This window comes from Hymenobacter terrigena, assembly GCF_054776515.1.
The window spans coordinates 1,126,580-1,151,650 of the sequence record NZ_BAAHBU010000001.1 but is presented as its reverse complement, the minus strand read 5'-3'; the positions used below and the strand labels follow the sequence as shown (position 1 = coordinate 1,151,650).

General features: G+C 61.1%; 26 protein-coding genes. 15 read left to right on the top strand and 11 right to left on the bottom strand.

Going from position 1 to position 25,071, the window contains the following annotated elements:
• Nucleotides 1-86: 86 nt before the first annotated feature.
• Nucleotides 87-1,493: an aspartate ammonia-lyase gene (aspA, locus tag ACYU7Q_RS04655; protein ID WP_460608267.1), complete on the bottom strand. Its 1,407-nt coding sequence runs from the start codon at nucleotides 1,491-1,493 to the stop codon at nucleotides 87-89.
• 127 nt (nucleotides 1,494-1,620) lie between these two features.
• Here aspA and ACYU7Q_RS04650 point away from each other — a divergent pair, with 127 nt between their 5' ends.
• Nucleotides 1,621-3,372 carry a DUF885 domain-containing protein gene (locus ACYU7Q_RS04650; protein WP_460608266.1) on the top strand — a complete coding sequence of 584 codons (1,752 nt, stop codon included), beginning with the start codon at nucleotides 1,621-1,623 and terminating at the stop codon, nucleotides 3,370-3,372.
• A gap of 78 nt (nucleotides 3,373-3,450) precedes the next feature.
• On the top strand, nucleotides 3,451-4,209 hold the full coding sequence (locus ACYU7Q_RS04645) for a YdcF family protein (RefSeq protein WP_460608265.1): 759 nt from the start codon (nucleotides 3,451-3,453) through the stop codon (nucleotides 4,207-4,209).
• A gap of 154 nt (nucleotides 4,210-4,363) precedes the next feature.
• Here the strand turns inward: ACYU7Q_RS04645 and ACYU7Q_RS04640 are convergent, their stop codons facing one another.
• Entirely contained in the window at nucleotides 4,364-5,758 is a 1,395-nt protein-coding gene (locus ACYU7Q_RS04640) for an NAD-dependent succinate-semialdehyde dehydrogenase (protein ID WP_460608264.1), read from the bottom strand.
• 275 nt (nucleotides 5,759-6,033) lie between these two features.
• Here ACYU7Q_RS04640 and ACYU7Q_RS04635 point away from each other — a divergent pair, with 275 nt between their 5' ends.
• The 8 genes from ACYU7Q_RS04635 (at nucleotide 6,034) to ACYU7Q_RS04600 (ending at nucleotide 11,829) form a co-directional block, all read left to right on the top strand.
• Nucleotides 6,034-6,594, top strand: coding sequence for an RNA polymerase sigma factor (locus ACYU7Q_RS04635; protein WP_460608263.1), 561 nt, complete (start codon nucleotides 6,034-6,036; stop codon nucleotides 6,592-6,594).
• 7 nt (nucleotides 6,595-6,601) lie between these two features.
• A complete protein-coding gene (locus tag ACYU7Q_RS04630; RefSeq protein WP_460608262.1) occupies nucleotides 6,602-7,510 on the top strand; it encodes an anti-sigma factor in 909 nt (302 codons plus the stop codon).
• Between the two features lie 111 nt (nucleotides 7,511-7,621).
• A complete protein-coding gene (locus tag ACYU7Q_RS04625; protein ID WP_460608261.1) occupies nucleotides 7,622-8,161 on the top strand; it encodes a heme NO-binding domain-containing protein in 540 nt (179 codons plus the stop codon).
• Nucleotides 8,162-8,205: 44 nt separating this feature from the next.
• Nucleotides 8,206-8,544, top strand: coding sequence for a carboxymuconolactone decarboxylase family protein (locus tag ACYU7Q_RS04620; protein WP_460608260.1), 339 nt, complete (start codon nucleotides 8,206-8,208; stop codon nucleotides 8,542-8,544).
• 29 nt (nucleotides 8,545-8,573) lie between these two features.
• A complete protein-coding gene (gene arsS / locus ACYU7Q_RS04615; protein WP_460608259.1) occupies nucleotides 8,574-9,623 on the top strand; it encodes a radical SAM/Cys-rich domain protein in 1,050 nt (349 codons plus the stop codon).
• 129 nt (nucleotides 9,624-9,752) lie between these two features.
• Complete coding sequence (locus ACYU7Q_RS04610) at nucleotides 9,753-10,190, top strand: rhodanese-like domain-containing protein (RefSeq protein WP_460608258.1); 438 nt, start codon at nucleotides 9,753-9,755, stop codon at nucleotides 10,188-10,190.
• Between the two features lie 43 nt (nucleotides 10,191-10,233).
• Nucleotides 10,234-10,833 (top strand): TIGR04282 family arsenosugar biosynthesis glycosyltransferase, encoded by a 600-nt coding sequence (locus ACYU7Q_RS04605; RefSeq protein ID WP_460608257.1) that lies wholly within the window; start codon nucleotides 10,234-10,236, stop codon nucleotides 10,831-10,833.
• A 102-nt stretch (nucleotides 10,834-10,935) separates the two neighbouring features.
• Nucleotides 10,936-11,829 (top strand): hypothetical protein, encoded by an 894-nt coding sequence (locus ACYU7Q_RS04600; protein ID WP_460608256.1) that lies wholly within the window; start codon nucleotides 10,936-10,938, stop codon nucleotides 11,827-11,829.
• Between the two features lie 52 nt (nucleotides 11,830-11,881).
• Here ACYU7Q_RS04600 and ACYU7Q_RS04595 read toward each other — a convergent pair whose 3' ends face one another.
• The 3 genes from ACYU7Q_RS04595 to ACYU7Q_RS04585 all read right to left on the bottom strand — a co-directional run bounded on the left by ACYU7Q_RS04595 (nucleotide 11,882) and on the right by ACYU7Q_RS04585 (nucleotide 15,516).
• Nucleotides 11,882-13,210: a hypothetical protein gene (locus ACYU7Q_RS04595; RefSeq protein WP_460608255.1), complete on the bottom strand. Its 1,329-nt coding sequence runs from the start codon at nucleotides 13,208-13,210 to the stop codon at nucleotides 11,882-11,884.
• A gap of 47 nt (nucleotides 13,211-13,257) precedes the next feature.
• Nucleotides 13,258-14,715 (bottom strand): cellulose synthase family protein, encoded by a 1,458-nt coding sequence (locus ACYU7Q_RS04590; RefSeq protein ID WP_460608254.1) that lies wholly within the window; start codon nucleotides 14,713-14,715, stop codon nucleotides 13,258-13,260.
• 102 nt (nucleotides 14,716-14,817) lie between these two features.
• Nucleotides 14,818-15,516: a glycosyltransferase family 2 protein gene (locus tag ACYU7Q_RS04585; RefSeq protein WP_460608253.1), complete on the bottom strand. Its 699-nt coding sequence runs from the start codon at nucleotides 15,514-15,516 to the stop codon at nucleotides 14,818-14,820.
• Between the two features lie 93 nt (nucleotides 15,517-15,609).
• Between ACYU7Q_RS04585 and ACYU7Q_RS04580 the strand changes: the two genes are divergently transcribed.
• The 3 genes from ACYU7Q_RS04580 to ACYU7Q_RS04570 are packed head-to-tail and all read left to right on the top strand — an operon-like array spanning nucleotide 15,610 to nucleotide 17,559.
• Nucleotides 15,610-16,065, top strand: coding sequence for a peroxiredoxin (locus ACYU7Q_RS04580; RefSeq protein ID WP_460608252.1), 456 nt, complete (start codon nucleotides 15,610-15,612; stop codon nucleotides 16,063-16,065).
• Between the two features lie 8 nt (nucleotides 16,066-16,073).
• Nucleotides 16,074-16,529, top strand: coding sequence for an SRPBCC family protein (locus ACYU7Q_RS04575; RefSeq protein WP_460608251.1), 456 nt, complete (start codon nucleotides 16,074-16,076; stop codon nucleotides 16,527-16,529).
• Between the two features lie 37 nt (nucleotides 16,530-16,566).
• On the top strand, nucleotides 16,567-17,559 hold the full coding sequence (locus ACYU7Q_RS04570; RefSeq protein ID WP_460608250.1) for an alpha/beta fold hydrolase: 993 nt from the start codon (nucleotides 16,567-16,569) through the stop codon (nucleotides 17,557-17,559).
• Nucleotides 17,560-17,665: 106 nt separating this feature from the next.
• Here the strand turns inward: ACYU7Q_RS04570 and ACYU7Q_RS04565 are convergent, their stop codons facing one another.
• The 4 genes from ACYU7Q_RS04565 to ACYU7Q_RS04550 form a co-directional block, all read right to left on the bottom strand.
• Complete coding sequence (locus ACYU7Q_RS04565; RefSeq protein ID WP_460608249.1) at nucleotides 17,666-17,968, bottom strand: hypothetical protein; 303 nt, start codon at nucleotides 17,966-17,968, stop codon at nucleotides 17,666-17,668.
• Nucleotides 17,969-18,130: 162 nt separating this feature from the next.
• Nucleotides 18,131-19,489, bottom strand: coding sequence for a 4Fe-4S binding protein (locus tag ACYU7Q_RS04560; RefSeq protein ID WP_460608248.1), 1,359 nt, complete (start codon nucleotides 19,487-19,489; stop codon nucleotides 18,131-18,133).
• Between the two features lie 145 nt (nucleotides 19,490-19,634).
• The gene (locus ACYU7Q_RS04555) at nucleotides 19,635-19,865 is read right to left on the bottom strand and encodes a hypothetical protein (protein WP_342299691.1); all 231 of its coding nucleotides are present in this window, start codon (nucleotides 19,863-19,865) and stop codon (nucleotides 19,635-19,637) included.
• A gap of 24 nt (nucleotides 19,866-19,889) precedes the next feature.
• Nucleotides 19,890-21,221 (bottom strand): NAD(P)/FAD-dependent oxidoreductase, encoded by a 1,332-nt coding sequence (locus tag ACYU7Q_RS04550; protein WP_460608247.1) that lies wholly within the window; start codon nucleotides 21,219-21,221, stop codon nucleotides 19,890-19,892.
• A 162-nt stretch (nucleotides 21,222-21,383) separates the two neighbouring features.
• Here ACYU7Q_RS04550 and ACYU7Q_RS04545 point away from each other — a divergent pair, with 162 nt between their 5' ends.
• Nucleotides 21,384-21,815: a hypothetical protein gene (locus tag ACYU7Q_RS04545; protein ID WP_460608246.1), complete on the top strand. Its 432-nt coding sequence runs from the start codon at nucleotides 21,384-21,386 to the stop codon at nucleotides 21,813-21,815.
• 295 nt (nucleotides 21,816-22,110) lie between these two features.
• Nucleotides 22,111-22,824: a peptidase associated/transthyretin-like domain-containing protein gene (locus ACYU7Q_RS04540; RefSeq protein ID WP_460608245.1), complete on the top strand. Its 714-nt coding sequence runs from the start codon at nucleotides 22,111-22,113 to the stop codon at nucleotides 22,822-22,824.
• Nucleotides 22,825-22,941: 117 nt separating this feature from the next.
• On the opposite strand, the gene ACYU7Q_RS04535 is transcribed toward ACYU7Q_RS04540, so the two are convergent.
• Both ACYU7Q_RS04535 and ACYU7Q_RS04530 read right to left on the bottom strand, forming a co-directional pair.
• Nucleotides 22,942-24,420, bottom strand: a complete 1,479-nt coding sequence (locus ACYU7Q_RS04535) for an APC family permease (RefSeq protein ID WP_460608244.1) — start codon at nucleotides 24,418-24,420, stop codon at nucleotides 22,942-22,944.
• An 81-nt stretch (nucleotides 24,421-24,501) separates the two neighbouring features.
• Nucleotides 24,502-25,032 carry a hypothetical protein gene (locus ACYU7Q_RS04530; protein WP_460608243.1) on the bottom strand — a complete coding sequence of 177 codons (531 nt, stop codon included), beginning with the start codon at nucleotides 25,030-25,032 and terminating at the stop codon, nucleotides 24,502-24,504.
• Between the last annotated feature and the right edge of the window lie 39 nt (nucleotides 25,033-25,071).

Below are 25,071 nucleotides of genomic sequence, written 5' to 3'. Positions count from 1 at the left end.
GGAGTAACCCTCTAAAAGAGATAAAAAAGGAACGTCATGCTGCACTCAGCATGACGTTCCTTTTTTATCAGTCCTTGTATTGGACTTTACTTCATAAACACCGGCCGAATCAGGTTCTCAAACGTGAAAATCTCGTCCCATTTCTCTTGGGTCAGCAATCCGCGCTCGGTCACGGCGATGTCGTGGACCGACTTGCCGGTTTTCAGCGCTTCCTTGGCAATCTCGGCCGAAGCCTCGTAACCGATAACCGGGTTGAGCTGCGTAACGATGCCGATGCTGTTGCGCACGAGGCTTTCGGCGTGGGCCTTGTTGGCCGTAATGCCGATGACGCACTTCTCGCGCAGGGTGCGGCAGGCGTTGGTCATGTAGGAAATCGACGTGAACAGCGCGAAGCTGATAACCGGCTCCATCACGTTTAATTGCAGCTGGCCGGCTTCGGCCGCCATGGTCACCGTGAGGTCGGCCCCGATGACGTAGAAGGCCGTCTGGTTCACCACTTCGGGCACCACGGGGTTCACCTTGCCGGGCATGATGCTGGAGCCCGGCTGCAAGGGCGGCAGGTTGATTTCGTTGATGCCGGTGCGCGGGCCGGAGGAGAGCAGGCGCAAATCGTTGCAAATTTTGGAGAGCTTCACGGCCGTGCGCTTCAGCACACCGGAAAGCTGCACGTAAGCGCCCGTGTCGTAGGTGGCTTCGAATAAGTCGCCGGCCAGGCTCAGATTGAGGCCGGTGATGGTGCGCAGGTGCTCAGTAACGAGCTCGGGGTAGCCGGTGGGGGCGTTGATGCGCGAGCCGATGGCCGTGGCACCCATGTTGATTTCGTCAATCAGCCGGCGCGAGTCGTCGATGCGCAGCAGCTCCTCGCGCAGGTTGGTAGCGAAGGCGCGGAACTCGTCGCCCATGCTCATCGGCACGGCATCCTGGAGCTGGGTGCGGCCCATTTTGAGGATGTCACGGAATTCCTCGGCTTTCTGGGCGAAGGCATCGGCCAACTCCACGAGGGTTTCGCGGTAGCCCACCAGCTTGTTGTTGAGGGCGATGCGGAAGGCGGTAGGGTAGGCGTCGTTGGTGCTTTGCGAGCAGTTGACGTGGTTGTTGGGGTGGCAGTACTGATAGTCACCTTTCTGGTGGCCCATTATTTCGAGCGCCACGTTGGCAATGACTTCGTTGGCGTTCATGTTCACCGACGTACCGGCGCCGCCCTGAATCATGTCGGACAGAAACTGGTTGTCGAACTCGCCGGCGGCCACGCGGTCGCAGGCGGCCGCAATGGCATCGGCGATGTTGGCGGGCAGCACGCCAAGCTCTTTATTGGCCAGAGCAGCCCCTTTTTTCACGTAGGCCAGGGCCTGCACGAACAGCGGCTCGTTCTTGATGGGGATGCCGGTGATGTCAAAGTTTTCGAGCGCGCGCAGCGTCTGAATGCCGTAGTAGGCGGTGTCGGGCAGGATGCGTTCGCCGAGGAAATCGTGTTCGATGCGGGAGGTTGACATGAAGATTTTTTGGGTGGGAAAGTGAGGCTTGTACGGAATGCCCGAATGGCGGCACAAACCTACGGCGGCGCTTTGCAACGTGGCGGGTTTGGGGCGTTCCTTTGAGCCGAGTCAATCATTCCAATCCATGAAATTCCGCTATCTGCCCTTGCTGGCCCTGGCCCTCGCCAGCTGCTCCCAAGGCAATAAAACCGCCACTGTCAGCGGCCCCGACGCTCGTTTCGATGCCTTCAAAAACCAGTTCATTGAAGCCCTGTGGAAGCAAAACCCGGACTACGCCTCCGGCATGGGCTACCACAAATACGACTCGCTGCTGCTGATTCCCAGCGCCGCCCAGCGCCAAAGTGACGACGCTTTCGCCCGGAATAACCTGGCCGTGCTTAGCAAATTCACCCTCGATAGCCTCTCGCCCAACAACCAGATTGACCTGCGCCTGCTGCGCAACGAGCTACGGGCCGAGCGTTGGTATGCCGATACGCTCAAAAGCTGGCAGTGGAATCCGGCCAGCTACAACCTCGGCGCCTCGGTGGGCGACCTGCTCAACGGGCGCCACTTCCGGCTGGACCGCCGCCTGCGCAACATCTCCGACAAAATCAGCCACGCGGCTGAATTTTACGCCGCTGCCCGGTCCAACATCAGCAACCCGACCAGAGAACACACTGAGCTGGGCATTAAGCAAAACGCGGGTGGTCTGGAAGTTTTCGGCTCCGCCCTAGCCGATTCAGTACGGAAATCGGGCCTAACCGAGGCGGAGAAAAAGACCCTGACCGACCGCGTGGCCGCCGCCCGCACCGCCGTGCAAGGCTACATGGACTTCCTGAAAAACGACGTGCTGACCAAGGGGCAGTTCCGCTCGTTCCGCATCGGCAAGGAGTTGTTCGACCAGAAGTTTACCTATGATATTCAGTCGCGCTTCACGGCCGCCGAAATTTATCAGCAGGCCCTCAAGCACAAAGCCGAGCTGTTGCACGACATGGGTCACCGCGCTGCGCGCCTCTATCCCAAATATTTCCCGGGCCAGAAAGCGCCGGCCGATACCCTGGCCCTCATCACGGCCGTCATCAACCAGCTCACGCTAAAACACGCCCCGCGTGATGGTTTTGTGGACGCTGTCAAGCGCCAGATTCCGACACTGGTGGCCTACGTCAACGAGCACAAGCTCCTGACCCAGGACCCCAGCAAGCCGCTGGTAGTGCGCGAAACGCCGCTCTACATGCGCGGCAGTGGGGCCGGAGCCAGCGTATCGGCCCCCGGCCCCTACGACAAGGGCGCGAACACCTACTACAACGTGGAGCCGCTGCCCGCCGAGTGGACGCCCGCCCAGGCCGAAAGCTACCTGCGCGAATACAACGACTATACCCTCCAGATTCTCAACATTCACGAGGCCATTCCCGGCCACTACACCCAGCTCGTGTACGCCAACCGCTCGCCCTCGATGGTGAAAAGCATTTTTGGCAACGGGGCCATGGTGGAGGGCTGGGCCGTGTATGCAGAGCGCATGATGCTGGAAAGTGGCTACGGCAACAACTCCGACGAAATGTGGCTGATGTGGGATAAATGGAACATGCGCTCGACGCTGAATGCGGTTATCGACCACGCCATTCAGGCCGAAAACATGAGCGAGGCCGATGTGGTGGCCATGCTGCGCCGCGAAGGATTTCAGGAAGAAGCTGAGGCCCGGGGCAAATGGCTGCGCGCCACCCTGAGCCAGGTGCAGCTCAGCAGCTACTTCACGGGCTATACCGAAATTTATGCCCTGCGCGAGGAGTTGAAGCGGAAGGAAGGTAAGGCGTTCGACCTGAAAGCCTTCCACGAAAATTTCCTCAGCTACGGCAGCGCCCCGGTGAAATACATCCGGGAGCTGATGCTGCGGAAGTAAGCTGAATCCGAAAGCCGAAGTGCGCACAGATTTCCCACTTGCGCGCCCTTCCACGCGGAGGCAGCGCTACCTTTGGGCGTGTTTTTTCTGCTCTCGAAGGTTCTCGACTTTGTGCTGCTGCCGACCGTGTGGCTGGTGGTTTTTCTGATTGCGGCGCTCGTGGCCCGGCCACCGCGCCAACATCGCTGGCTGGTGGCCGCTTTGGTGCTCACGCTCTTATCCACCAATCCATTCCTGGTAAATGAGCTGTTGCTGGCCTGGGAGCAGCCACCCGTAGCCCTCGCTGCATTGCCCCGCCACGCCGATGCCGCCGTGCTGCTCACCGGCATCACCAACGTCAATAAGTCGCCGCACGACCGGGTGTACCTGGGGCCCGGGGCCGACCGCGTCACAAGTGTGCTTTGGCTATACCGGGCCGGTCGGGTGCGCCGCATTATTGTATCGGGGGGTTCGGGTGCGGTGCAGGCCGTAGCCCACACCGAAGCCGACGACCTCACCACGCTGCTGCGCCTGGCAGGAGTGCCCAACTCGGCCATCATCCGCGAAGAAAAAAGCCGCAACACCCGCGAAAACGCGTTGTTTACCAAGCAGCTCCTCACGCCCGGGCAGGACACGCTCATCCTCGTCACGTCGGCATTTCACCAGCGGCGGGCTATGGGCTGCTTCGCCAAAGTCGGGCTGCACCCCATCAGCTTTCCCGCCGGCTACCGCAGCGCCGACCGTCGCCTCGCACCCGATGCCTGGCTGGTGCCCAGCGCGGAGGCAATGGTCAATTTCAGCCTGTTGGTGCACGAAGTGACGGGCTGGCTGACGTATAAGGCGTTGGGGTATTTGTAGGGTGCGGGGAAGAGCAATATAGAACGGTCATGCAGAGCGCAGCGAAGCATCTTTACCGCACAACGCAATCAAAACGACTTGGATTACTACTGCGGTAAAGATGCTTCGCTGCGCTCTGCATGACCGTTCTTCTTATACCTTCAATTACATAGAGTTACTCCGTCTTCGCCGTCGGCGCTACTTCCTTGCCAATCCAAACCGACTTCTGATTGACAAACTCGCGGATGCCCAGATAAGAAAGCTCGCGCCCATAGCCTGACTTTTTCACCCCGCCGAAGGGCATTTCGGACATCGATTTCACCAACCCATTCACGAAAACGGCCCCGCTCTCAATCTGGCGGGCCATTTCCTCACCCTTCTTCGGGTCCGAGGTCCACACAGCCGCACCCAGGCCGAAGCGCGAATCGTTGGCGAGGCGCACGGCATCGGCGGCGTTTTTAGCTTCGAGCACCAGCGCTACGGGACCGAATAACTCCTCGGCGTAAGCGCGCTGGCCGGGCTTGATATTCGACAGAATCATGGGGCGGAAGAGGGCAGTGCCGGGCTTGGCCTGGCCGCCGAATAGCTCCACTTTCGCGCCCTGGGCTACCGAGTCATTCACTTGTTGGCTGAGCTCGTCGGCCAGGTCGGGGCGGGCCAGGGGGCCGTATTGGGTGGCCGGGTCGAGCGGGTCGCCGGGGCGCAGGGCCAGCAGGTGGGTTTTGAGGTGGCCAATGAATTCCTTTAGCACCGACTTTTCTACGATGAAGCGCTTGGCGGCAATGCAGCTCTGGCCGCTGTTTATCATGCGGCTTTGGGCGGCGGTTTTGGCGGCCAGGGCCAGGTCGGCATCGGCCAGCACAATGAACGGGTCGGACCCGCCCAACTCCAGCACGGTTTTCTTGATGTGCTGCCCGGCGGCGGCAGCAACGGCCGCGCCCGCGCCCTCGCTTCCCGTGAGCGTCACGGCCCGCAGGCGGTCATCGGCAATGAGCTTTTCCACCAAATCGGACCCGATGAGCAGCGTGCGGAAGCAGGCCGGCGGCAGGCCCGCGTCGTGGAAAATCTTTTCCAGCGCCAGGGCGCACTGCGGCACGTTGGAGGCGTGTTTGAGCAGGCCCACATTGCCGGCCATGAGGGCCGGCGCGGCAAACCGCACCACCTGCCAGAAGGGAAAATTCCACGGCATCACGGCCAGCACCACGCCCAGCGGCTGGTAGCTGATGAAACTGCGGCCGGCATCGGTTTTGATGAGTTCGTCGCTAAGAAATTCTTCGGCGTGGTCGGCGTAATAGTCGCAGCAGGTGGCGCATTTCACGGCCTCGGCGCGGCCGTCGGTGATGGGCTTGCCCATTTCCAGGGCCATGAGGCGGGCCAGCTCGTCCTGGCGCTCGCGCAGCAGGGCGGCGGCCCGGCGCAGCACCCCGGCGCGGTGGGCAAACGTGGTAGCGGGCCAGGTGGCCGCAGCCCGGTGCGCCTGGCCCAGAATCCGCTCAGTCTTGGCCCAGCTGAAAGGGGAGAAGCGGCGCAGCACGCGGCCGGTGTAGGGGTTGTAGGACTCGATGGGCATTGCGAAAAAAGTAAATCGAGAGAAAGAAAAGTTTAAGGAAAGTGCCGGGTTGCCGCCAATGGCAAAAATCAACTGCCTGGTACTGTAGGTAAGTAGCTGGTCAACATCATAGCCCCGCCGTGGGTTGTGGCAGTAGCTAGGCCGCAGGCGGCAGTTGCCGACTTCGGTTGTAGCCCGCAAAATGCCGTATACGGGCAATTGCGTGGCACACCGTACTTTCGTGCGTTTCTCATGGCCTCGTCTTTCTGCTTTATCTCTCACTTTCAGTCACTACCGTGTCCGATAATCCGTTAATTTCCTTACCACCCGCCGCCGAGGAGGAACTGGTCCGGCGCCTACAGGCCCGCGACGAATCGGCCATGACGCTGTTTTATGACCGGTATTCGGCCGCGCTCTACGGCGTTATCTTTCGCATTGTGAAGGCCGAGGACGAGGCCGAGGACGTGCTGCAGGAAGCCCTGGTGAAAATATGGAATGCCTTCGCCAGCTACGACCCCAGCAAGGGCCGGCTATTCACCTGGGTGCTGAACATTTGCCGGAATCTGAGCATCGACAAAATCCGCTCACGACAGCACCGCGTAGGTAGCAAAACAACGGGGCTGGACGACAGTCTGACGGCGCAGCGCCAAGCCGCGCCCACAAGCTTTCGCCCCGAGCACATTGGCCTGCAAGAAATTACCCAGAAACTTATTCCCGAGCAGCGCCAGATTATCGACATGCTCTACTTCGAGGGCTTCACCCAAAGTGAGGTAGCCGAGGAGCTCAACATCCCTTTGGGGACGGTGAAAACCCGCGCCCGCACCGCTATCAAAGTCCTAAGCAAACTCATTCGTTGAATCAACCGTGGAAAACATCCAAGACTATATAGAATCGGGTATTCTGGAGCAGTACGCGCTGGGCGAGCTTTCGGCCGCTGAGCAGGCGGCCGTGGAAGCCCAAGCCGCCAGCCACCCCGAAATCCGGGCCGAGCTGGAGCAGGTTCAGGCAGCGTTGGGTTTCTACGCCGAAGCCCACGCCATCACGCCCCCCGCTGCCATGCGCGAGCGGGTACTGAATAACGTACTGGCCCAAATCGCGGGCCCCGCCGCCAATTCCAGCCTCCGCGCCGACGTGGACACCGTGGCCCAGACCACCAGCCGCCCCGTGGCCAGCGCCCCGCAGCCTTCTGCTGCTCCCGAAGCCGTGGTACGGCCCATATCCTCCGCGCCCGTGGAAGTGCCCGCCAGCCGCTCGGGCTGGGCCATTGCTGCCTCGGTAGCCCTGCTGCTGAGCCTGGGCGGAAATATGCTGCTGTATTCGAACTGGAAAAGCGCCAGCTCGGAGCTGGTGGCTTTGCAAAACGAGCAGGCCCGCTTCGCCACCACCTCGCAGGTAGTGGAGAAAAAATTGGGCGCGCTGCAACAGGAAAACCAGGTACTGCGCAACGACGAATTCCGCGCCGTGGCCCTGGCCGGCACGAAAACCGCGCCCACGGCCCACGCGCGCGTGCTGTTCAACCCCGCCACCCACAAAGTGTATGTAGATGTGCGCAGCCTGCCGCCCCTGCCCGCCGACAAGCAATATCAGCTCTGGGCCCTCGACAAAGGCAAGCCGATTGATGCCGGCGTGCTCACCGTGGCCACGGCCACCGGCGAGGGCCTCCAGCACATGAAGGACATTGCCAGCGCCCAAACCTTTGCCATGACCGTGGAACCCGCTGGCGGCAGCGCCGGCCCCACGCTGAGCACGATGACAGTGGTGGGCAACATTTAGCCCGTGAAAATCAGTTGCATTTGGTTTGACCGAAAATAAACATTGCCGCCTGTTAGCCGTTTGGGCTGGCAGGCGGTATTGTTTATTAAACGAAAAATCTTCATTAAATCCATGCACGGCACCATTCTGACTCTGCTAAAACGCTACGTGCAAACGCAGTACGACCACAGCACCTGGGTGAAGCTGGTGGAGCTGTCGGGCCTCGACAAAGTGGAATTCGACCACAAAACCGTGTACCCCGACGAACATGTTTACGCCCTCGTGGGCCACGCGGCCGAGATGACCGGTCTGTCGGCCGGCGAGCTGCACGAAAAGTTTGGCGAGTACCTCGTGCCCGACCTCATGTACATGTACCAGCGCCTGCTCAAGCCCGAGTGGAAAACGCTGGACATGCTGGAACACACCGAATTAACCATGCACAAACAGGTGCGGCAGGAACACGCCGAAAACGCGCCGCCCGTGCTAGATATCAGCCGTCTCGGCCCTGATGAGCTGATTATTGACTACGTGTCGCCGCGCCGCATGGGTGGGCTGGCGGTGGGCATTGTGCGCGGCCTGGCCGTGTATTACGACGAAGCCGACCGCATCGACGTGATGCCCACCACCAGCGAAGACGGGGAGCGGGTCCGGATTCACGTACGTCGGCGCTAGCTTAACTTTCCTTGATTTATCTGTCTCAATTCATTTTTTCAACCATGAGCGACGCTTCGTATTACAACCCTGCCGACCTGGCCAAATTTGGGAAAATCTCGGAATGGCAGCCCGAAATAGGCCGCAAGTTTTTCGATTATTACGGCGAGGTATTCAAAGAGGGCGCGTTGAGTGAGCGCGAGAAATCGTTGATTGCCCTGGCCGTGGCCCACGTAGTACAGTGCCCGTACTGCATCGACGCCTACACTGCTGACTCGCTGCAGAAAGGAGCCGACGAGGCCCAGATGATGGAAGCCGTGCACGTGGGCGCGGCCATCAAAGGCGGGGCCGTGCTGGTACACGCCACCATGATGATGAACAAGGCCAAAGAATTGTCGATGTAGGAAGCGTTGTTCATCTGTAAATCAACTTCATGAAATCTCTCCACGCCCAGCACCACGTGCTGGCTGATTCGACTTATCAGCTCGATGTCCTGAACCCGGCGCAGACGGTAGGGGGGCGCTTTCCCGCCTTCGGGGCCAAGCTGCGCGAAACCGGCCTGCTGCCGTTGCGCCCCACCGAAATGAAGGTGCTGCAGGTGAACGTGGGCAAGATGTGCAACCAAGTGTGCAAGCATTGCCACGTGGATGCCGGCCCCGACCGTACCGAAATCATGACCCGCGAAACCATGCAGCAGTGCCTGGACGCCTTGGCTAAGACCGATATTCCGGTGGTGGACCTTACGGGGGGGGCGCCCGAGATGAACCCCGATTTCCGCTGGTTTGTGGAAGGCATTGCGGCGCTGGGCCGGCAGATTATTGTGCGCTGCAACCTCACCATCATCGTAGCGAACAAGAAGTATAACGACCTACCCGAGTTCTTTGCCCGGCACGGCGTGCAGGTGGTGTCGTCGCTGCCCCACTTTGCGGCCGGCCGCACCGATGCCCAGCGCGGCGAAGGCGTATTTGAGCGCTCGATGCGCGCCCTGCACATGCTGAATGCGGTGGGCTACGGCGTGGAAGGTTCGGGCCTGAACCTGGATTTGGTGTACAATCCATCGGGTGCGTTCCTGCCCGGCAACCAGGCCAGCCTGGAGCGCGAGTTCAAGCAGCGCCTGACCCGCGACCACGGCGTGAGTTTTAATAATCTACTGGCCATTACCAATTTGCCCGTCAGTCGCTTCCTCGATTATTTATTAGAAAGCGGCAACTACGACGGCTACATGGACAAGCTGGTGCAGGCCTACAACCCCATGGCCGCCGCCAATGTAATGTGCCGCAGCACCATCTCGGTGGGCTGGGACGGTTTGCTCTACGACTGTGACTTCAACCAAATGCTGGACCTGCCAGTAGCCGCTGCCACCACCCGCCACATCCGCGATTTCAACCCCGATGCCCTGCAAAACCGCAGCATCGTGGTAAACCAGCACTGCTACGGCTGTACTGCCGGCGCAGGCTCGAGCTGCGGCGGCGCCACGGCCTAGCAGGGAGCTGCTTGTTCGCATTAATTCCTAATGAATTGTTCCCGTCTCGTTCGCATTAGCTTGAGTATCGGCTTACTGGCGCTTGGTGCGTGCGGAAGCGGAACGGGTAATGAAACGGCCGCTCCTGGCATGGCTTACAAGCAATTGCTGCGCACCCTGTACCGCAACACCGTGCCCACGGTGCCCGCCGCCGCCCTGGCGCAGGAGCTGACTGCGCGCACCCCGCCGTTGCTGCTCGACGTGCGTACGCCTGCCGAATATCGCGTAAGCCACCTGCACGGGGCCCGGTTTGTGGCTTTCGATTCTATCGCCACCGCGCAGTTTGCGGGCCTTGACCGCAGCCAGCCCGTGGTGGTGTACTGCTCGGTGGGCGTGCGCAGCGAGCGGCTGGGCGAGCGTCTGCACGCGTTGGGCTTTCGCAACGTGCGCAACCTGTACGGTGGTTTGTTTGAGTGGGTAAATGAGGGGCATCCCGTCGTTGATTCCGCCGGCCCTACCACCAACGTGCACCCATATTCCCCGCTCTGGAGCCCTTGGCTGAGGCGGGGTCGAAAAGTTTATGAGTGAAGAACTTGCAGCCCGAGCTGCCCAATCGGATAGCGACTCCCACTTGCTGATATTTGCCCGCGTGCCGGCCTTGGGCCGGGTAAAAAGCCGCCTGGCAGCCGGGGTAGGCGAGCCGGCCGCCCTGGCCATTTACCACGAATTATTGGCCATTACCAACGCCGCCGTGGTGGCAGCCCGCGTGCCGGCCACCGTTTGGCTGGCCGATACCGCCGGCACGGAGCCCACTGCCGCCGAAACCCGCGAATGGGCCGCTCACCATACTAAATGCCAGCCCGAAGGCGACCTCGGCGCGCGCATGGCGGCGGCCTTTGCGGCGGCCTTCGAAGCGGGAGCGGGCCGTGTGGCCATCATCGGCACCGACTGCCCGGGCTTGCGCGATACCCACCTTAATCAGGCTTTCGTGCTGCTCGAAACCAACGACTTGGTGCTTGGTCCGGCCACCGATGGCGGCTATTACCTGCTGGGCCTGCGCCAGCCCCAGCCCGAACTGTTCCGGAATAAAAACTGGAGCACCGAATCGGTTCTGGCTGATACCCTGGCTGATGCCGGACGGTTGGGGCTGCGGGTAGCCTTCCTGCCCACGTTGCGCGACGTGGACAACGCCGCCGACTTAGCCGCGTGGCGCACCGAAAGTGTAAGTTAGACCGGTTTGGCTTGGCTTACTTTGCGCGCGTTGCGCGTTGCTTTTAGGCTTATCAGGAGCAAGGGGCTCCTATATTCGCGCTTCCAAATACCGCTCACTGTTATGAATTGCTTGCTGCCTCGCCGCTTGCTGCCCTTGCTGCTGATGGGCCTGCTCATTAGCAGCTGCAATCCCGCCGACGACAAGCCAGTGAAGGGCCGTTCGCCGGTTTCGGCCCAGGCCTTACAGGCCGTGATGCCTTACTTTGACCAGGAATGGGCCATGCGCAAGCTGTGGGAAGATGGGCTGGCCGAAGTGGCGACTTACGATGCCGAGCGGGTGATTTACAAGAAGAAGCGCACGTTTGAATACACTCAGATTACGGTGAAGGAGGAGTTCAACCAGCAGTTCAACGTGAAAACGGACGACTACCAGCGGGATGACCTGTTTCCGGTGATGAAAATCAACCAGTTCTGTAGCATTCCGACCGACCAGTACCCGTACCACTACATGACTTCGCTGTTTTTTCGGCGCGACCAGCCGGTGTCGTTGTTCAAAATGTCGTCGTCGTCCCAGGAATGGTGCGGCAATACGTTCAAGTCCATCATCGACGATGGGGTGAACTTCGAAATGTGGTTTCATTCCTACTGGGACGGCCAGGGCGATAATAGCCGCGACCTGCGCCGCGACATCTTCCTGGAAGACGCGCTGCCCTACACGCTTCGCACCCTGAAATTCGACCAGCGGCCCAGCTTCAACCTGGTAGTGCTGGATTTGCAGCAAACCAACAAAGCCACGCCGCCAGTCTACTACCAGGCCCACCTCACCGCTGCCGAAGCCCCGCCCGCCGATGCCCCCGAGCCCGCTTGGCGCGTGGCCGTGACGCTGGCGCCCGGTAAGGAAAACGTGTATTGGTTCGCCAAAAACTACCCCAACATCCTGCTCCGCCAAACCACCTGGGATGGCCGCACCCTGCGCCTGAAATCGACGCGCCGCTACGCGTATTGGCCTAAGTAAGGCAATGTAGAACCGGTCATGCTTCGGCAGCGCTCAGCATGACCGTGCTCTATTAGCCGGTTACTTCTGTGTTGTTGCTTGATTGCCGCCTCAATTCCCAAGCCAAAAGGCCGAAGACAACCACGTATTCCAGCGCCACCAGCCATAGGTTTTCGGCATAGGCGCTGGTCTGGTAAGTAGCGTAGGAAAGCACCGCCAGCCCGCCCCACACCAGCGGAAAGCGGAAGCGCGACAGCGCCCCCAGCCCGATGAGCAGCGTGAGATACCACGGATGCACGGTGGTGGCCAGGGCATAATACGCGGTGAGCATCAGCAGCAGCGTCTGGGCCAGCGAGGCCGTGGTGAGGTGCCGCTCGCGCCAGGCCAGCCCCAGCCCGAGCAGGCCACTGGTGAGCGCCAGCGCAGGCCCGATGCGGGCAATTTCGTTGTAGGTAGTAAGCCAGATGCCAATTGGCCGCAGCAGGTAATAGATGCTGGCATTGAACTCAAAACTGCGGAAATACAGGTTCAGGCTGCGGCTGATGTTGACCACCAGCGCTACCGACAGAAACGGGCTGAACAGCACCAGCAACGTGCCCGCTACCACACCCGCGTAGGCCAGAAACCGCCGCCAGCCCAGCCGTCGCACCAGCAGCGGCAGCACCAGCAGCGGAAGCATCTTGGCCGCTACGCCCAGCGCCAGCGCCCCGGCTGATTTGGCCCATTGCTGCCGGCTCAGCAGCCAAATGGATAGGAGCAGGAAGCTCAGCGCCAAGGCTTCAAAATGCAGGTTGCCGGTGAGCTCCACGATGACCAGCGGGTGCAACAGGTAACGCAACGCCCGCACCCGGGGCCAGCCCATTTCGGCCAGCAAAGCCAGTAGGACCCAAGCGGTGCCGGCTTCGGCGGCCAGAATTACCAGCCGTAGGCAAGTGATGAAGCCGCGCTCAGAAGTAGGAAACAGGCGGGCCGCGCCGCCGAATACCGCCTGGCACACCGGCGGATACACCGAGTAATAATGCGGCGAATTGAGCTGCCGGTACAATTGCTGAAACTCGGGCAGCACGGTGTTGCGCACAGCGGCATCGGGCAGGGCGGTGCGGGCGCCGTCGGCAATGAGTTCATCGGGCCGAAACCGGAACGGATTGACGCCGTGCGAAACCAGCAGCCCGTCCCAGCGGAAACGGAAAACATCGTCGGAAAAAGCCGGGGTGGCCGGCAGCCACAGCAACCGGAATATTAGCGCTGCACCCAGGCCCCAGCGCAACGGCAGCCGGCTGTGCAGCAGCCAGGCATACGCGCCCAGTGCCACCGCAAACAAGCCGGTCAATTGGCCAAAACTTGCTCTCGGCGTGGCGAAAGCCAGGCCCGCATACGCCGCGCCGGACAGCAGCAGCGTCACAACCTGAGAAACGGAAGGCAGCTTGAGAGGCAAGGGATTCAGGGCTATTATTTGTCGTCGCGGATGGAGAAGTAGCAAATGGCCGCGAAGCCGATAGTGAGCAGCGAGTGAAACGGCAGCAGCCCGAAGTCATCGAAGTAAATGCCGGACACGAGGCCAAATGCGAAGTAAACCGCGAGCAAACCTTCCAGCATAACCAGGCCGCCCACGCCGCCGGTGCGGTAGCGCCGCTTTCGGGCAGGGGTGCCGGTGCCGGCCTTGGGGGTGCGCACAAACGGTGTGCGCCGCCCCAGCCAGCCCAGAATCACGGCCCGGGTATTATGCAAAGCCAGGCCCATCGAAACCGACAGAAACAACAGAAAAAAGCCCGGGTAGCGCCACAGCGGCTTATCCGGGTGGGCCAGCCGCCAGGCGGTGTAGTAGTAGTAAATGAGCGGCGTGAATCCAATCAAAAACACCGACGCCAGCTGAAAAACGGCCTTGTATTCGTGGTAATGCGCCCGCACAAACACCAGCGGCACGCTTAGCAAGGCCATGAGCATGATAACGACATACACGCTGCTATTCAGCAAATGGAAGGTGGCCTGGAGCTTCACGGGCAGCGGTTGCCCGGAGCGCCACATGTTGCCGAGGTGCTTTTGGGCGGTTTCGGCCGCGCCCTTGGTCCAGCGGAATTGCTGCGATTTGAGGGCGTCCATCACGGCGGGCAGCTCGGCGGGGGCCACTATTTCGGGGCGGTACACGAAGCGCCAGCCGCGCAGCTGGGCGCGGTAGCTCAGGTCGAGGTCTTCGGTGAGGGTATCGGTGTGCCAGCCGCCGGCATCGTCGATGCAGGCGCGCCGCCATACGCCGCCCGTGCCGTTGAAATTGATGAAAAAGCCCGCCGATGTGCGGCCCACCTGCTCGATGAGGAAGTGTGCGTTCAGCCCAAAGGCCTGCAGGCGCGTGAGCAGCGACTCATCTTCATTCAAGTGGCCCCAGCGGGTTTGCACCACGCCCACTTTTTTGTCCTGCAAAAAGTAGGGAATGGTACGCCGCAGAAAGTCCGGGTCGGGCACGAAATCGGCATCGAAAATAGCTACGAATTCATCGGCGTTTTCTTCCAGACCGTAGCGCAGCGCGCCAGCTTTGTAGCCCTCCCGGTTGGGCCGGCAGACGTGGCTGATGCGCAAGCCTTGGGCGGCGTAGTACGCCACGCGGGCCTCCGCCAGCGCCACGGTGGCATCGGTCGAGTCGTCGAGGACCTGGATGTGCAGGCGGTCGGCGGGGTAGTCGAGGGCGGCGGCGGCGTCGATGATGCGCTCCACCACGTTTTGCTCGTTAAAAAGCGGCAGCTGCACCAGCACGCGGGGCCATTTGGTGGGCGCCGGCGGAGGGGCAGGCAAGTCTTTGGCGTAGGCCCGCAGCGCCAGCCGCGTGAGCTGCCACTGCCCCGCGCTGAACCCCAGGATGAACAGCAGGCACAGGCCGTACAGCACTACCAGCAAAATGGGCAGCACCGCCATCAGAAACAAAGAATAGAAACTCGCAACACAGCAAAAAAACTCACCGACCAGGCCGGGCTGACGCGGGCCGGCCCGCCGAACAAACTAACCGGCTGGGAAATATTACCAGTACTTAAAAATCGTCCACAGAATCTTGTAGCCCGCCCCGAGGGTGCCGCGCACCGTGCCCGACACCTTGCTTGTGCCGATGCGCTTGCGGTAGCGCACGGGCACTTCCACGGTGCGCAGGCCCAGGCGGGCGGCTTTCACCTGCATTTCCACGGTCCAGCCGTAGGTTTTGTCTTCCATGCCGATGCGCAGCAGGGCCGGGGCCGTGACGGCCCGGAACGGCCCTAAATCGGTGACGGTGCCGCCGTAGCGAATATTCAACAGGCGGGCGGCCAGCCAGTTGCCAAACCGCTGCTGGGGCAGGAGGGAGCCTTTTTCGCGCACGCCCAAGGCGCGGGAGCCGATGACCAGGTCGGCGTCCCCGCGCAGAAGCGGGGCCAGTAGTTCGGGCATTTGTTCGGGGAAATCGGAATGGTCGCCGTCGAGAAATACGACGAGGTCGGGCTGTTCGGATTGCGGCCGGCCGAAGGCATGGGCCATGCCCGCCAAGCAGGCGTAGCCGTAGCCGGGGCGCGGCTCGCGCAGCACAGTGGCCCCGCTGGCCCGGGCGATTTCGGCGGTGTTGTCGGTCGAGTTATTGTCGACCACGATGACTTCCTGGGCCAGTCCGGCCGGAATTTCAGCCAGCACCAGGGCAATGGCCCCGGCCTCGTTGTGGGCGGGAATGATGACGCTGACGCGGGGCTGGGGCATGAAGCAAAATGAGTAACGAGCCACAAAGATGCCGCCGCCGCCGTAAAGCCGCACCGTGCCGCTACCTTGCGGCTCTATTTCAATCCCCGTCGTATGCTCCAGGTAGGCCAGCCCGCTCCCGATTTCACCCTCACCACCACTTCCGGCGAAACGTTCCGCCTAGCCGACCAGCGCGGCCGGCACCTGGTGCTGTACTTCTACCCCAAGGATGATACTCCCGGCTGCACCGCCGAAGCCTGCTCGTTTCGGGACCAGTACGAGGATTTCAAAGACCTTGGGGCCGAAGTCATCGGCATTAGCTCCGACAGCGAAGCCTCGCACCAGAAGTTCACCCAGAAGCACCGCCTGCCCTTCGAGCTGCTGGCCGATACCGATGGCAAAGTGCGTAAGCTCTACGAAGTGCCCCGCGCTCTGCTGGGCCTGCTGCCCGGCCGCGTCACGTTCGTAATTGATAAAAACGGCGTTATTCAGTACATCTTCAATTCGTTGAGCGGCGCGACAGACCACGTGAGCAACGCCAGGAAAGTGTTGGAAGGGTTGCCCGCGTAAGCAACCAAATGGCGCGCATTGAACTGGAAATGATGGTGCAAGCTTCTGCCGAGGCTTGCTATGCGCTGGCCCTGAATGTGGAGGCGCATCTCGCATCTACCCACCAAACAGCGGAGCGGGTGGCAGCCGGCCCCACCAGCGGCCAGCTGAAACTCGGCGACGTAGTGACCTGGGAGGCGCGGCATCTGGGCTTTCGCCAGCGCCTGACGGTGCGGATTTCGGCCGCCACGCCGCCGCATCATTTTCAGGATGAGCTGGTGCGAGGAGCATTCCGAACCTTGCGGCACGACCATTATTTCGAGGCCGTGCCCGGCGGTACCCGCGTGCGGGATGTTTTTGAATTCAGTAGCCCGTTAGGATTTGTTGGTCAGTGGTTTGACTGGCTTTTTCTAAAACGTTATCTGACGAGGTTTTTGCAGGCCCGTAACGCAATGCTAAAGCAGCAGCTTGAGCAAAGGCCTTAAGTTCTGCGTAGAAGCAAACTCACCAATTGCTTCCCTGATGCCCCGTTTCCTGTTACTTCTGCTGCTGCCCCTGCTGCTGGCCGCTACCGCCGCCCCGGCCCAACCCGCGCCGCTCAACGCCACGCTTGATGGCTACAAATACCCGTTTCCAGTGCATTACCTGCCGCTGAAACTGGAAGGGCAGGCCCTGCGCATGGCCTACATGGACGTGCCGCCCACCGCCCGGGCCAATGGCCGCACAGTGGTGCTGCTGCACGGCAAAAACTTCTTCGGCGCCTACTGGCGCGAGACGATTAAGACGCTGGCCGGCGCAGGGTTCCGGGTGATAGTGCCCGACCAGCTGGGTTTTGGCAAATCGGACAAGGCCGATATTCATTACTCGTTTCATCAGCTGGCCCGCAATACGAAGCAGTTGCTCGATACGCTGGGCATTAAGCGGGCCGTCATCGTGGGGCACAGCATGGGTGGGATGCTGGCCACTCGCTTTGCCCTGCTTTACCCCGAAACCACCGAAAAGCTGGTGCTCGAAAACCCCATCGGCCTGGAGGACTACCGCGTGGGCGTGCCCTTCCAGACCGTGGACCAGGCCGAAGCCACCGAACTGAAAAGCACCGAAGCCAGCATCCGCAAGTACCACGCGACTTATTACCCCAACGGCTACCCGGCGGCCCACGACCAATGGCTGCTGCCCCTGGCCGCTCAATCCCGCAGCCCCGATTTCCCCAAAGTAGCCCGCGCCAACGCCCTCACCTTCGACATGATTTACCAGCAGCCGGTGAGCTATGAATTCAGCCGCATCACCGTGCCCACGCTGCTCATCATCGGCCAGGCCGACCGCACGGTGGTCGGCAAAGGCCTGATAAAGGACCCCAAAACCCTGGCCCAAATGGGCCAATACCCCGCGCTGGGCCGCCGCACCGCCGCCCAGATTAAGGGTGCCAAGCTGGTGGAGATTCCGAACGTGGGCCACATCCCGCACTTGGAAGCGCCGGTGCAGTTTTATAAGGCGCTGCTCGGGTTTCTGGGGTGAGATTAAGTGCTGTGAAACGCCTTTATCAGTGCGTGAATAATCTTTCCGTTTTACGTGAACTACCCTTTCGCTGAACGGGATTCGCTCTGGCTTTTGCCTTCCTGCCTTATGCTTTCGGAAATGCTTTTGGAACACTACGGGCCATATTAACAAGAGCGGCTCCTAGGGGCAGATAAGAAAAAAACGGTACCAGCCAAGCATACTCCATATATGCAAAATCGTCGTTTAGTCCGCTGCCGAGCCAAATCGGTACTAAGGCTAGACCCAAACCCACTAGCTTGGCTGTACCGGATGCTTTTGGCCGAGACAGGAAAAAGATGGGAACAAGGAGGACCAACACGAATGGTACCAGCAGGAACGACAAGCCTAAGCTAATCGCCGTATTTTCAGACAGTAAAATTGTCAACATAGTTGTTGTAGGCTAGGCGTTAATAGTAAGCCTACCCTCGGCCAAAGACTGTGATTTTACGAAACTCGTTCACCTTGTAAAGTTCAGGAAATCGTATGGGGCGATGAGTTTCGTAAACACCACACCCTCAAGCCTGTAAAACGCTGTTAGCTTCCGAATCAGCTAACTCAACAGCCGCAGCGAATCCGCATGAATCAGCGTCGAGGCCTGATACCGGCCTTCGCGCGGGCCGTTCTCCAGGTTGAGCACGCCGCGTGGGCAGGCGGTGCTGCACATGCCGCAGCCCACGCACGAGGCCCGGATGATGGGCGCGCCGCGCTGAGCGTATTGCTGCACGTCGATGCCCATTTCGCACACGTTGGAGCAGTTGCCGCACGAGATGCACTGCGCCCCGTTGGTACTGATGCGGAAACGGGAGAAGTGCTTTTGCAGCAGGCCCAGGTAGGCCGCCATGGGGCAGCCGAAGCGGCACCATACGCGGTTGCCCAGGATGGGGTAGAAGCCCACTCCAATCACCCCCGAAAACACCGAGCCGATAGCGAAGCCGTACCACTTGGCGGCTACATTGCCAGCCTCGCCCAGCAGCGTGCCGCCGGTGGCAAAGTGCGCCCACAGCAGCGCCGTGATGACGACGATAATGGCCAGAATGGGATAAATCAGGCGCACTTCCCAGCGCCAGGCGGCGCGGCTTTTGTCGGAGAGGTGGCGGTAGGGGTCGCCGGCGGTTTCGGCCAGGCCACCGCAGCCGCACACCCACGAGCAGTACCAGCGCTTGCCGTAGAAATACGTGAGCACCGGCGTCGCTATCAGCGACATCACCGCGCCCCAAAATACCATGAATACGCCTAGGCCGCCCTTTTGGAGCAGCGAGGTAACTGTGCCGGGAAACAGGTAGTCGTATTTCAGCGGCCAGAAGTAACTGAAATAAAACTCCGGCTGCTGGAAAAACTGGAGCACCCCCGGAATCAAAAACGAGAAGCCCAGCTGGAAAAACATCACCGAAACGGTGCGGATAACCTGGTAGCGCGAGTGCCGGTACTTCCACAACGCCCGGCCGCCCATCAGCAGCACGGCCAGCGTGTAGAAGGTGCCGTAGAGAAGCCATTGGTCGGCCGGGCGGGCGCGCAGTGCCTGGCTAAGGCCGTCGAGTGGATGAATCAGGTTGTTGAGCAGGCCGAAATTGCCCTTGCTATCGCCGTTGCTGAACCAATACAGCACTACGTAGAAACCCGTGAGCACCAGGCTCGTGACCCAGGCCACAGCTCCGCGCCCGGTGCTGGCCCGCAGCCAGAGGTTGTCCTGCCGAACGCCGGCCGGTTGCCGGCCGAATTTCAGCCAGCTCCAGGCCAGCGTGCCGGCGCTCACCAGGCCCACGGCCAGCCAGAACCAGGTGTTGCGGCGGTTGGGGTCCGCATCGGCCAGGGCAAGCAGGAGTGCCAGCAGGCCGCCGGCCACCACGGCCAGCGTGAGCTTTTCGGCAGGCGACGACGCGGGCAGGGGCGGAGTGAGCGTTGGCGACATTATGAAAGGTAGAATTTACGATATAAGAACGTCATGCTGAGCGCAGTCGCACATCTATACCACCCAACTATATAGTATTGCAGTAGAGATGCTGCGACTGCGCTCAGCATGACGACGGGCTTAAAAAGCCGAATGTTTAACAAGACTAATGGTGGTGATGGTGGTGCGGCTCATCGGGCTTGCCGAAGAGATTTATGAGCGTGCCCACAATGTAAAAGCCTGACCAGCACACGTAGAGCCAATTGAAGCCCGCCGGCAGGCGGCCCACGAAGAAGTGCAGAATCAGGTGCGCACCGGCGCTCATCAGCAGGCCCGTGAGCGCAATAAACTGGAAGCTGTTGAGGGCCGAAGGACGGTATAGCTTGGAGAAATCCACAGAAAAAAAGTTAAGTGACGAAGGCTACAGACGCGCGAAAAGTCCCTTGCGCTGCTTCAGCGCCACGGGCTGCGCGGGGAACTGCCGATTGAAGTCGGCCACGATGGCCTTTTCGTGCTGCGGAAAAAACTCGGGGTCGAAATTAGCCGCCCCGAAATGGCTCATGACCGTGGCCACGGGCGTGCGCTGCGCAATCCACTGCTCGCAGACGGCGTGGCGCAGGCGCAGGCCCAGCGCGTTGAACCCCACCACGGCGTGCGGGGCCTCGCTCCGGAAATACACCCGCACCGCCGTCCGGCTGTTCGGGTGTTCCCAATAGAAGCTGGTGAGGCCGGGCGTGGGGCCGGCCGGGGCCTGGCCATAAGTTTGGTATTCGAGGTTGAAGAACTTGGCCGAATTGAACCAGATGCCGCGCCGGTAGGGCGTGGGCTGCCCGCAGATGGTGTGGGCCACCGTTTCGCCCTGCATCCGGCCGGTATACCAGAGTTGCTCGATGGGCACCGCGCCCGCGCCGGGTCGGCGGTGCTGGGCGCAGTCGCCGGCCGCGAAGACGTTGGGCACGCTGGTGCGCAGGAACTCATCAACGAGAATGCCCTGGTCGGTTTCCACGTTTGACGTTTTGGCCAGCGTGAGGTTGGGCGTGACGCCGGTGGCCAGGCCCACCCACTGGCAGGAAATTTCCTCGCCAGCCGTGGTCACCACGGCGCGCACACGGCCCCGCGCGTCCCCCAGAATCTCGCGCAACTCGTTGCCGTAGCGCACCGAAATGCGGTTCTCCTGAAACTGAAGGTCCACCAAATGGGCCTCTTCGGGCGGCAGCACCGAGGCCCAGTAGCGGCCCTCGCGCACCAATACCACGGGCTCGATGCCGCGGGTGTGCAGCATCTCGGCCAACTCCACGCCGATGAGGCCGCCGCCCACCACCACGCCCCGGCTGATGCCGTGGGTGTCGCGGGTCATGGCTTCCAAATCGGGCAGGCCGTACAGGCCCTGCACGCCGGCTAGGTGCTGGCCGGGCCAGCCAAATAGCTTGCTTTCGGAGCCGGTGGCCAGTAGCAATTGGTCGTAGGTAAGGGTGGTGCCGTTATCGAGAATTAGCAGGTTTTCGGCGGTGTTGAGGGCTGTAGCGGTGGCGTGCACCAGGGCTAGGCGGTTTTCCTGCCAGAACCAATCTTCATACGGCTTGATGTCCTGCGCCCGCAAATGTCCCATGTACACGTACATCAGCGCGGTGCGGGAGTAGTGGTGGGTGCTTTCGGCCGATACCAGCGTGATGCGGGCCTCGGGCCGCAGCCGGCGCACGGTCAGGGCGCACGTCACGCCGGTAATGCCGTTGCCAAGGATGACGAGGTGCATGGGCAGTAGGAAAATCAGGCCTCAAATGTAGCGCAAAGGCAGCCCAGGCAATGGCCCGTTTCCAGCCGGACAGGTTGCCAGGTCGTAACCGTAACGGAAAGTAACGGCCTTCGTAAGCATACGCAATGCGTTTGTTTACGCTTCACCTCTCGACTTCAGCTTATGATTCCCGATAACATCTCCGGCGACGGTACCGACCCGAACGAAGGCGAGCACGCCGACATCACCGAAAACAAAAAGTTTACGAAAAACGAAAAGCTGGAAAAGGAAAAGGAGTACCAGCAGGACCAGAGCAACAACAAGGCCAGCGGCGACCCCACGGCCATGCGCTACGTGGGCGCCAACGGCTACACCCAGCGCAGCAATCAGAAAGACCAGCTCGAAAACCTGCACATCGGCGGTTCGGAAACCAGCCCCCAGGGCGGCAACGACCACTCCAATGCCGGCGAGCAGGCCCAGGGCCCGGGCTTTGAGGCCGAAGGCAGCATTGAGCTCGACCACAACCTGCGCACCCGCGACCAGGAATTTGGTGAAAAAGGGGGCAGCGGCCCCGCCAAGCCCGCCAACGATGGCGAAACGTCCGGCAGCGAATAAGCAGCCAAAAGTGTTTTCAGACAATAATTAACCGGCCGGGCCGGAGCCTGCTGCGACTACGGTCCGGCGGCTCCGGCCCGGCCTGCTATGGCCTTAGGCGTCAATGCGCTAGGAGCCAGCTGAGCGGTAGGTAGTGGGCACTGGAGCAACGGTTTCGATTTGTCGAATCAAAAAAGATGTTAGCCGCGGCAGATAACGCCGCAAAGGCTTAACTTGCGCAGCGTATTTGGCAAAGTGGCTTTGGCCAATAAATAAATTCTGCACAAGCATTAACCCACTGTTTACTTTTTAACATATGAATTCAGAAAATCTACCCAAGGTTGAAAACGAGCCTTACAATCCCAACCTGGACGCTCAGGATGAGGACGTTGTATCGGGTGGCAACAACAAGCTGACCTACATTCTGGTGGGCGTGATTCTGGCACTGGTGCTGGTCTACGTGGCCCTGCCCAAAGGCGGTGGTACCGGCCTGGCTTCGGTGACGCCCACCTTTATGCTTGATGATGCAGCCGTGACGGCCACCGCTCCTACGTCGGCCGACAGCATTGCCGCCGGCCTCAAAGCCGCCCCGGCTCCGGTTGGAGAAACCGCAACCACCAAAACCACTACCAAAACGGTAGCGAAAACTACGGCTGCTGCCCCGACTGCCGCTGCCCCGGCTGCTGCCTCTGCCGCGCCCGCCGCCGCGCCCGCCCCCGCAGAAGCTGCTCCGGCGCCCGCGCCCGTAGCTGCTCCCGAGCCTGCTGCTCCCTCCACCGTCACCATGTCGGGCAAGATTGAGGACGAGAATGGCCGGCCCCTGGTAGGCGCCACCGTGCTGCTGAAAGGCAGCAGCAAAGGCACCAGCACGGACGCCAATGGCAACTACACCCTGGAAGTACCCAGCGGCGACAACACCCTCATCTACGGCTACGGCGGCTACGACGACGAGGAAGTGCGCAACTCCGGCAGCAAGCCTGTGAACGTGACCCTCACGCCCCGCGCCAAAGCCAGCCGTAAGCGCCGCTAGGTTTTCACAAGCCGCATACGGCCAGCGTCAATAAAAAAGGCCTCCCAGTACGGGAGGCCTTTTTTTGTGCCAATGAAATAGTGTTTTGTCATTCCTCCTGCATCGGAACGACCAATACTACGCCTCGGCCTTTCCTCCGAAGCGGCGACCGAACAGAAAGTACACCGGCAGGCCCAGCGCCACCAGGCCGAGGCCCCGGCGCGAGAATTCGGCCGTGTCAGGCGCGATGAGCAGGATGATGCAAAAGGCCGATGCCAGCACCACGTAGAGGCCCGGCACCAGCGGGTAGCCCCAGGCGCGGTAGGGGCGCGGAGCCTCGGGCCGGGTGCGGCGCAGCACGAAAATGCCGATGATGGTGACGACATAGAACAGAATCACGGCGAACATCACGTAGTTGAGCAGTTGGCCGTAGGAGCCGCTGACGCAGAGCAGGCTGGCCCACAGGCACTGCGCCCACAGAGCACGGCCGGGCACGCCGGCCCCGTTCAGCCGGGCCAGGCCGGGGAAGAACAGACCATCTTTCGCCATGGCAAAATACGCGCGCGAGCCGCTGAGGATGATGCCGTTATTGGCTCCGAAGGTGCTGAGCATGATGAGCACGGCCATGACGTAGGCGCCGGCCTTGCCGAGCACCGATTCGGCTACGGCCGTGGCCACGCGGTCGTCGGTGGCGTACTGGATGCCGCGGCCGGCCAGGGTGGCGGCCTCGGGTGCGCCGTGCAGAGGCAGCACCAGCAGGTACACGATGTTGATGAGGATGTAGAGGGCCGTGACGATAGCCGTGCCGATGGCCATGCTGCGCACCAGCGTCCGCTCGGGGTTCTGGATTTCCTCGCCCGCGAAGCCGATGTTGTTCCACGAATCGGAGGAGAAGAGCGAGCCCGTCATGGCCATGCCGATGGCAATGACCAGCGAATAGCCGCTGATGGGCAGCGGCGCGGCGCTCACGCCGGGGGCCGGGTAGCGGGTGGCCGTCCAGAGGTCGGCGAAGTTGGCGGCGATGGCCTCGTGGTTCATCCCCAGCGCCACGCCGAAGATGATGAGCAGCGCCAGTGCCACCAGCTTGGTGCTGCCCAGCACGTTCTGGATGAGCTTGCCGGTGCGCACGCCCTGCGCATTGAGGGCCGTGATGCCGACGATGAGCGCAATGGCCAGCAATTGCACGCTGCTGAATTCAAAGCTGCCAGCCTGAAACAGCACGTTCTTCACGCTGAACCAGGGCAGGAGCACGCCCGTGAATTTGGCGAAGGCCACGGCCACGGCCGCGATTACGCCGGTTTGAATTACCAGAAACAGCGTCCAGCCATAGAGGAAGGCCGTGAGGCGGCCAAAGGCTTCGCGCAGGTACACGTACTGGCCGCCTACTTTGGGGAACATGCTGGCCAGCTCGCCGTAGCTGATGGCCCCGGCCATGGTGATGAAACCGGTGAGCAGCCACACCACCAGCAGCCAGCCGGCGCTGCCTACCTGCCGCGCAATGTCGGCCGAAACGATGAAGATGCCCGAGCCTATCATGCTGCCGGTGACCAGCATAATGGCGTCGAAAAGATTAATGGCCCGCTTGAAATGCGGCTGGTCGGGTTGAGGTTCGGTCATAAAAGAGCTAAGATTTTTGTCAAAGAAAACGAAAAGGCCCGCCGTGGACGGCGGGCCTCGCAATTAAAAGCCAAAGAAGCGCTAAAATTCGCTGCGGTCGTACCAGCTGCGCATGCGCCACGGGTCGTTGCGGTTCTTGCGCACCAGCACCAGCCGGGCCGTGCCCGTGCCAGAGAATCGCTCGTCGTCGCGCTGCTCGATGGTGAGCAGGAAGGAGCGTTCCACGCTGGCCAGCGTGTCGGAAGCCAGCGTGTCGGAGCTGGGTAGGTACTGCGTCCACTGCAAATTGATGGAGCGGGCGGCCCGGAACAGGCGGTAGGTGGTGTTGGCGTCCACGTCGCGGGTCCAGGAGCGGTCCAGGTTGGCGGCAAAATCGCGGTAGGTGAACTTGAACCTGGGCGAGAGCAGCTGGCCGTAGAGCGTCGAATCGCGCAATTGGTAAGCCGAGCGGAATCGGTCGAAGAAGCCGCGCACGTACACGGGGTTGCCCAGCAGCTCGTTCTGGTCGGTGGGCACCTCGTCCAGGGCCGGGGCGAAGGGATTGCACGCGGGCACCGTCAGCATCAGCACAATGCCCGAAAGCAGGACAGTGGGACGGGACGGTAATTTCATGAGGCGAAATATACGAATATGGCGGAAAGGTTGAGCTTT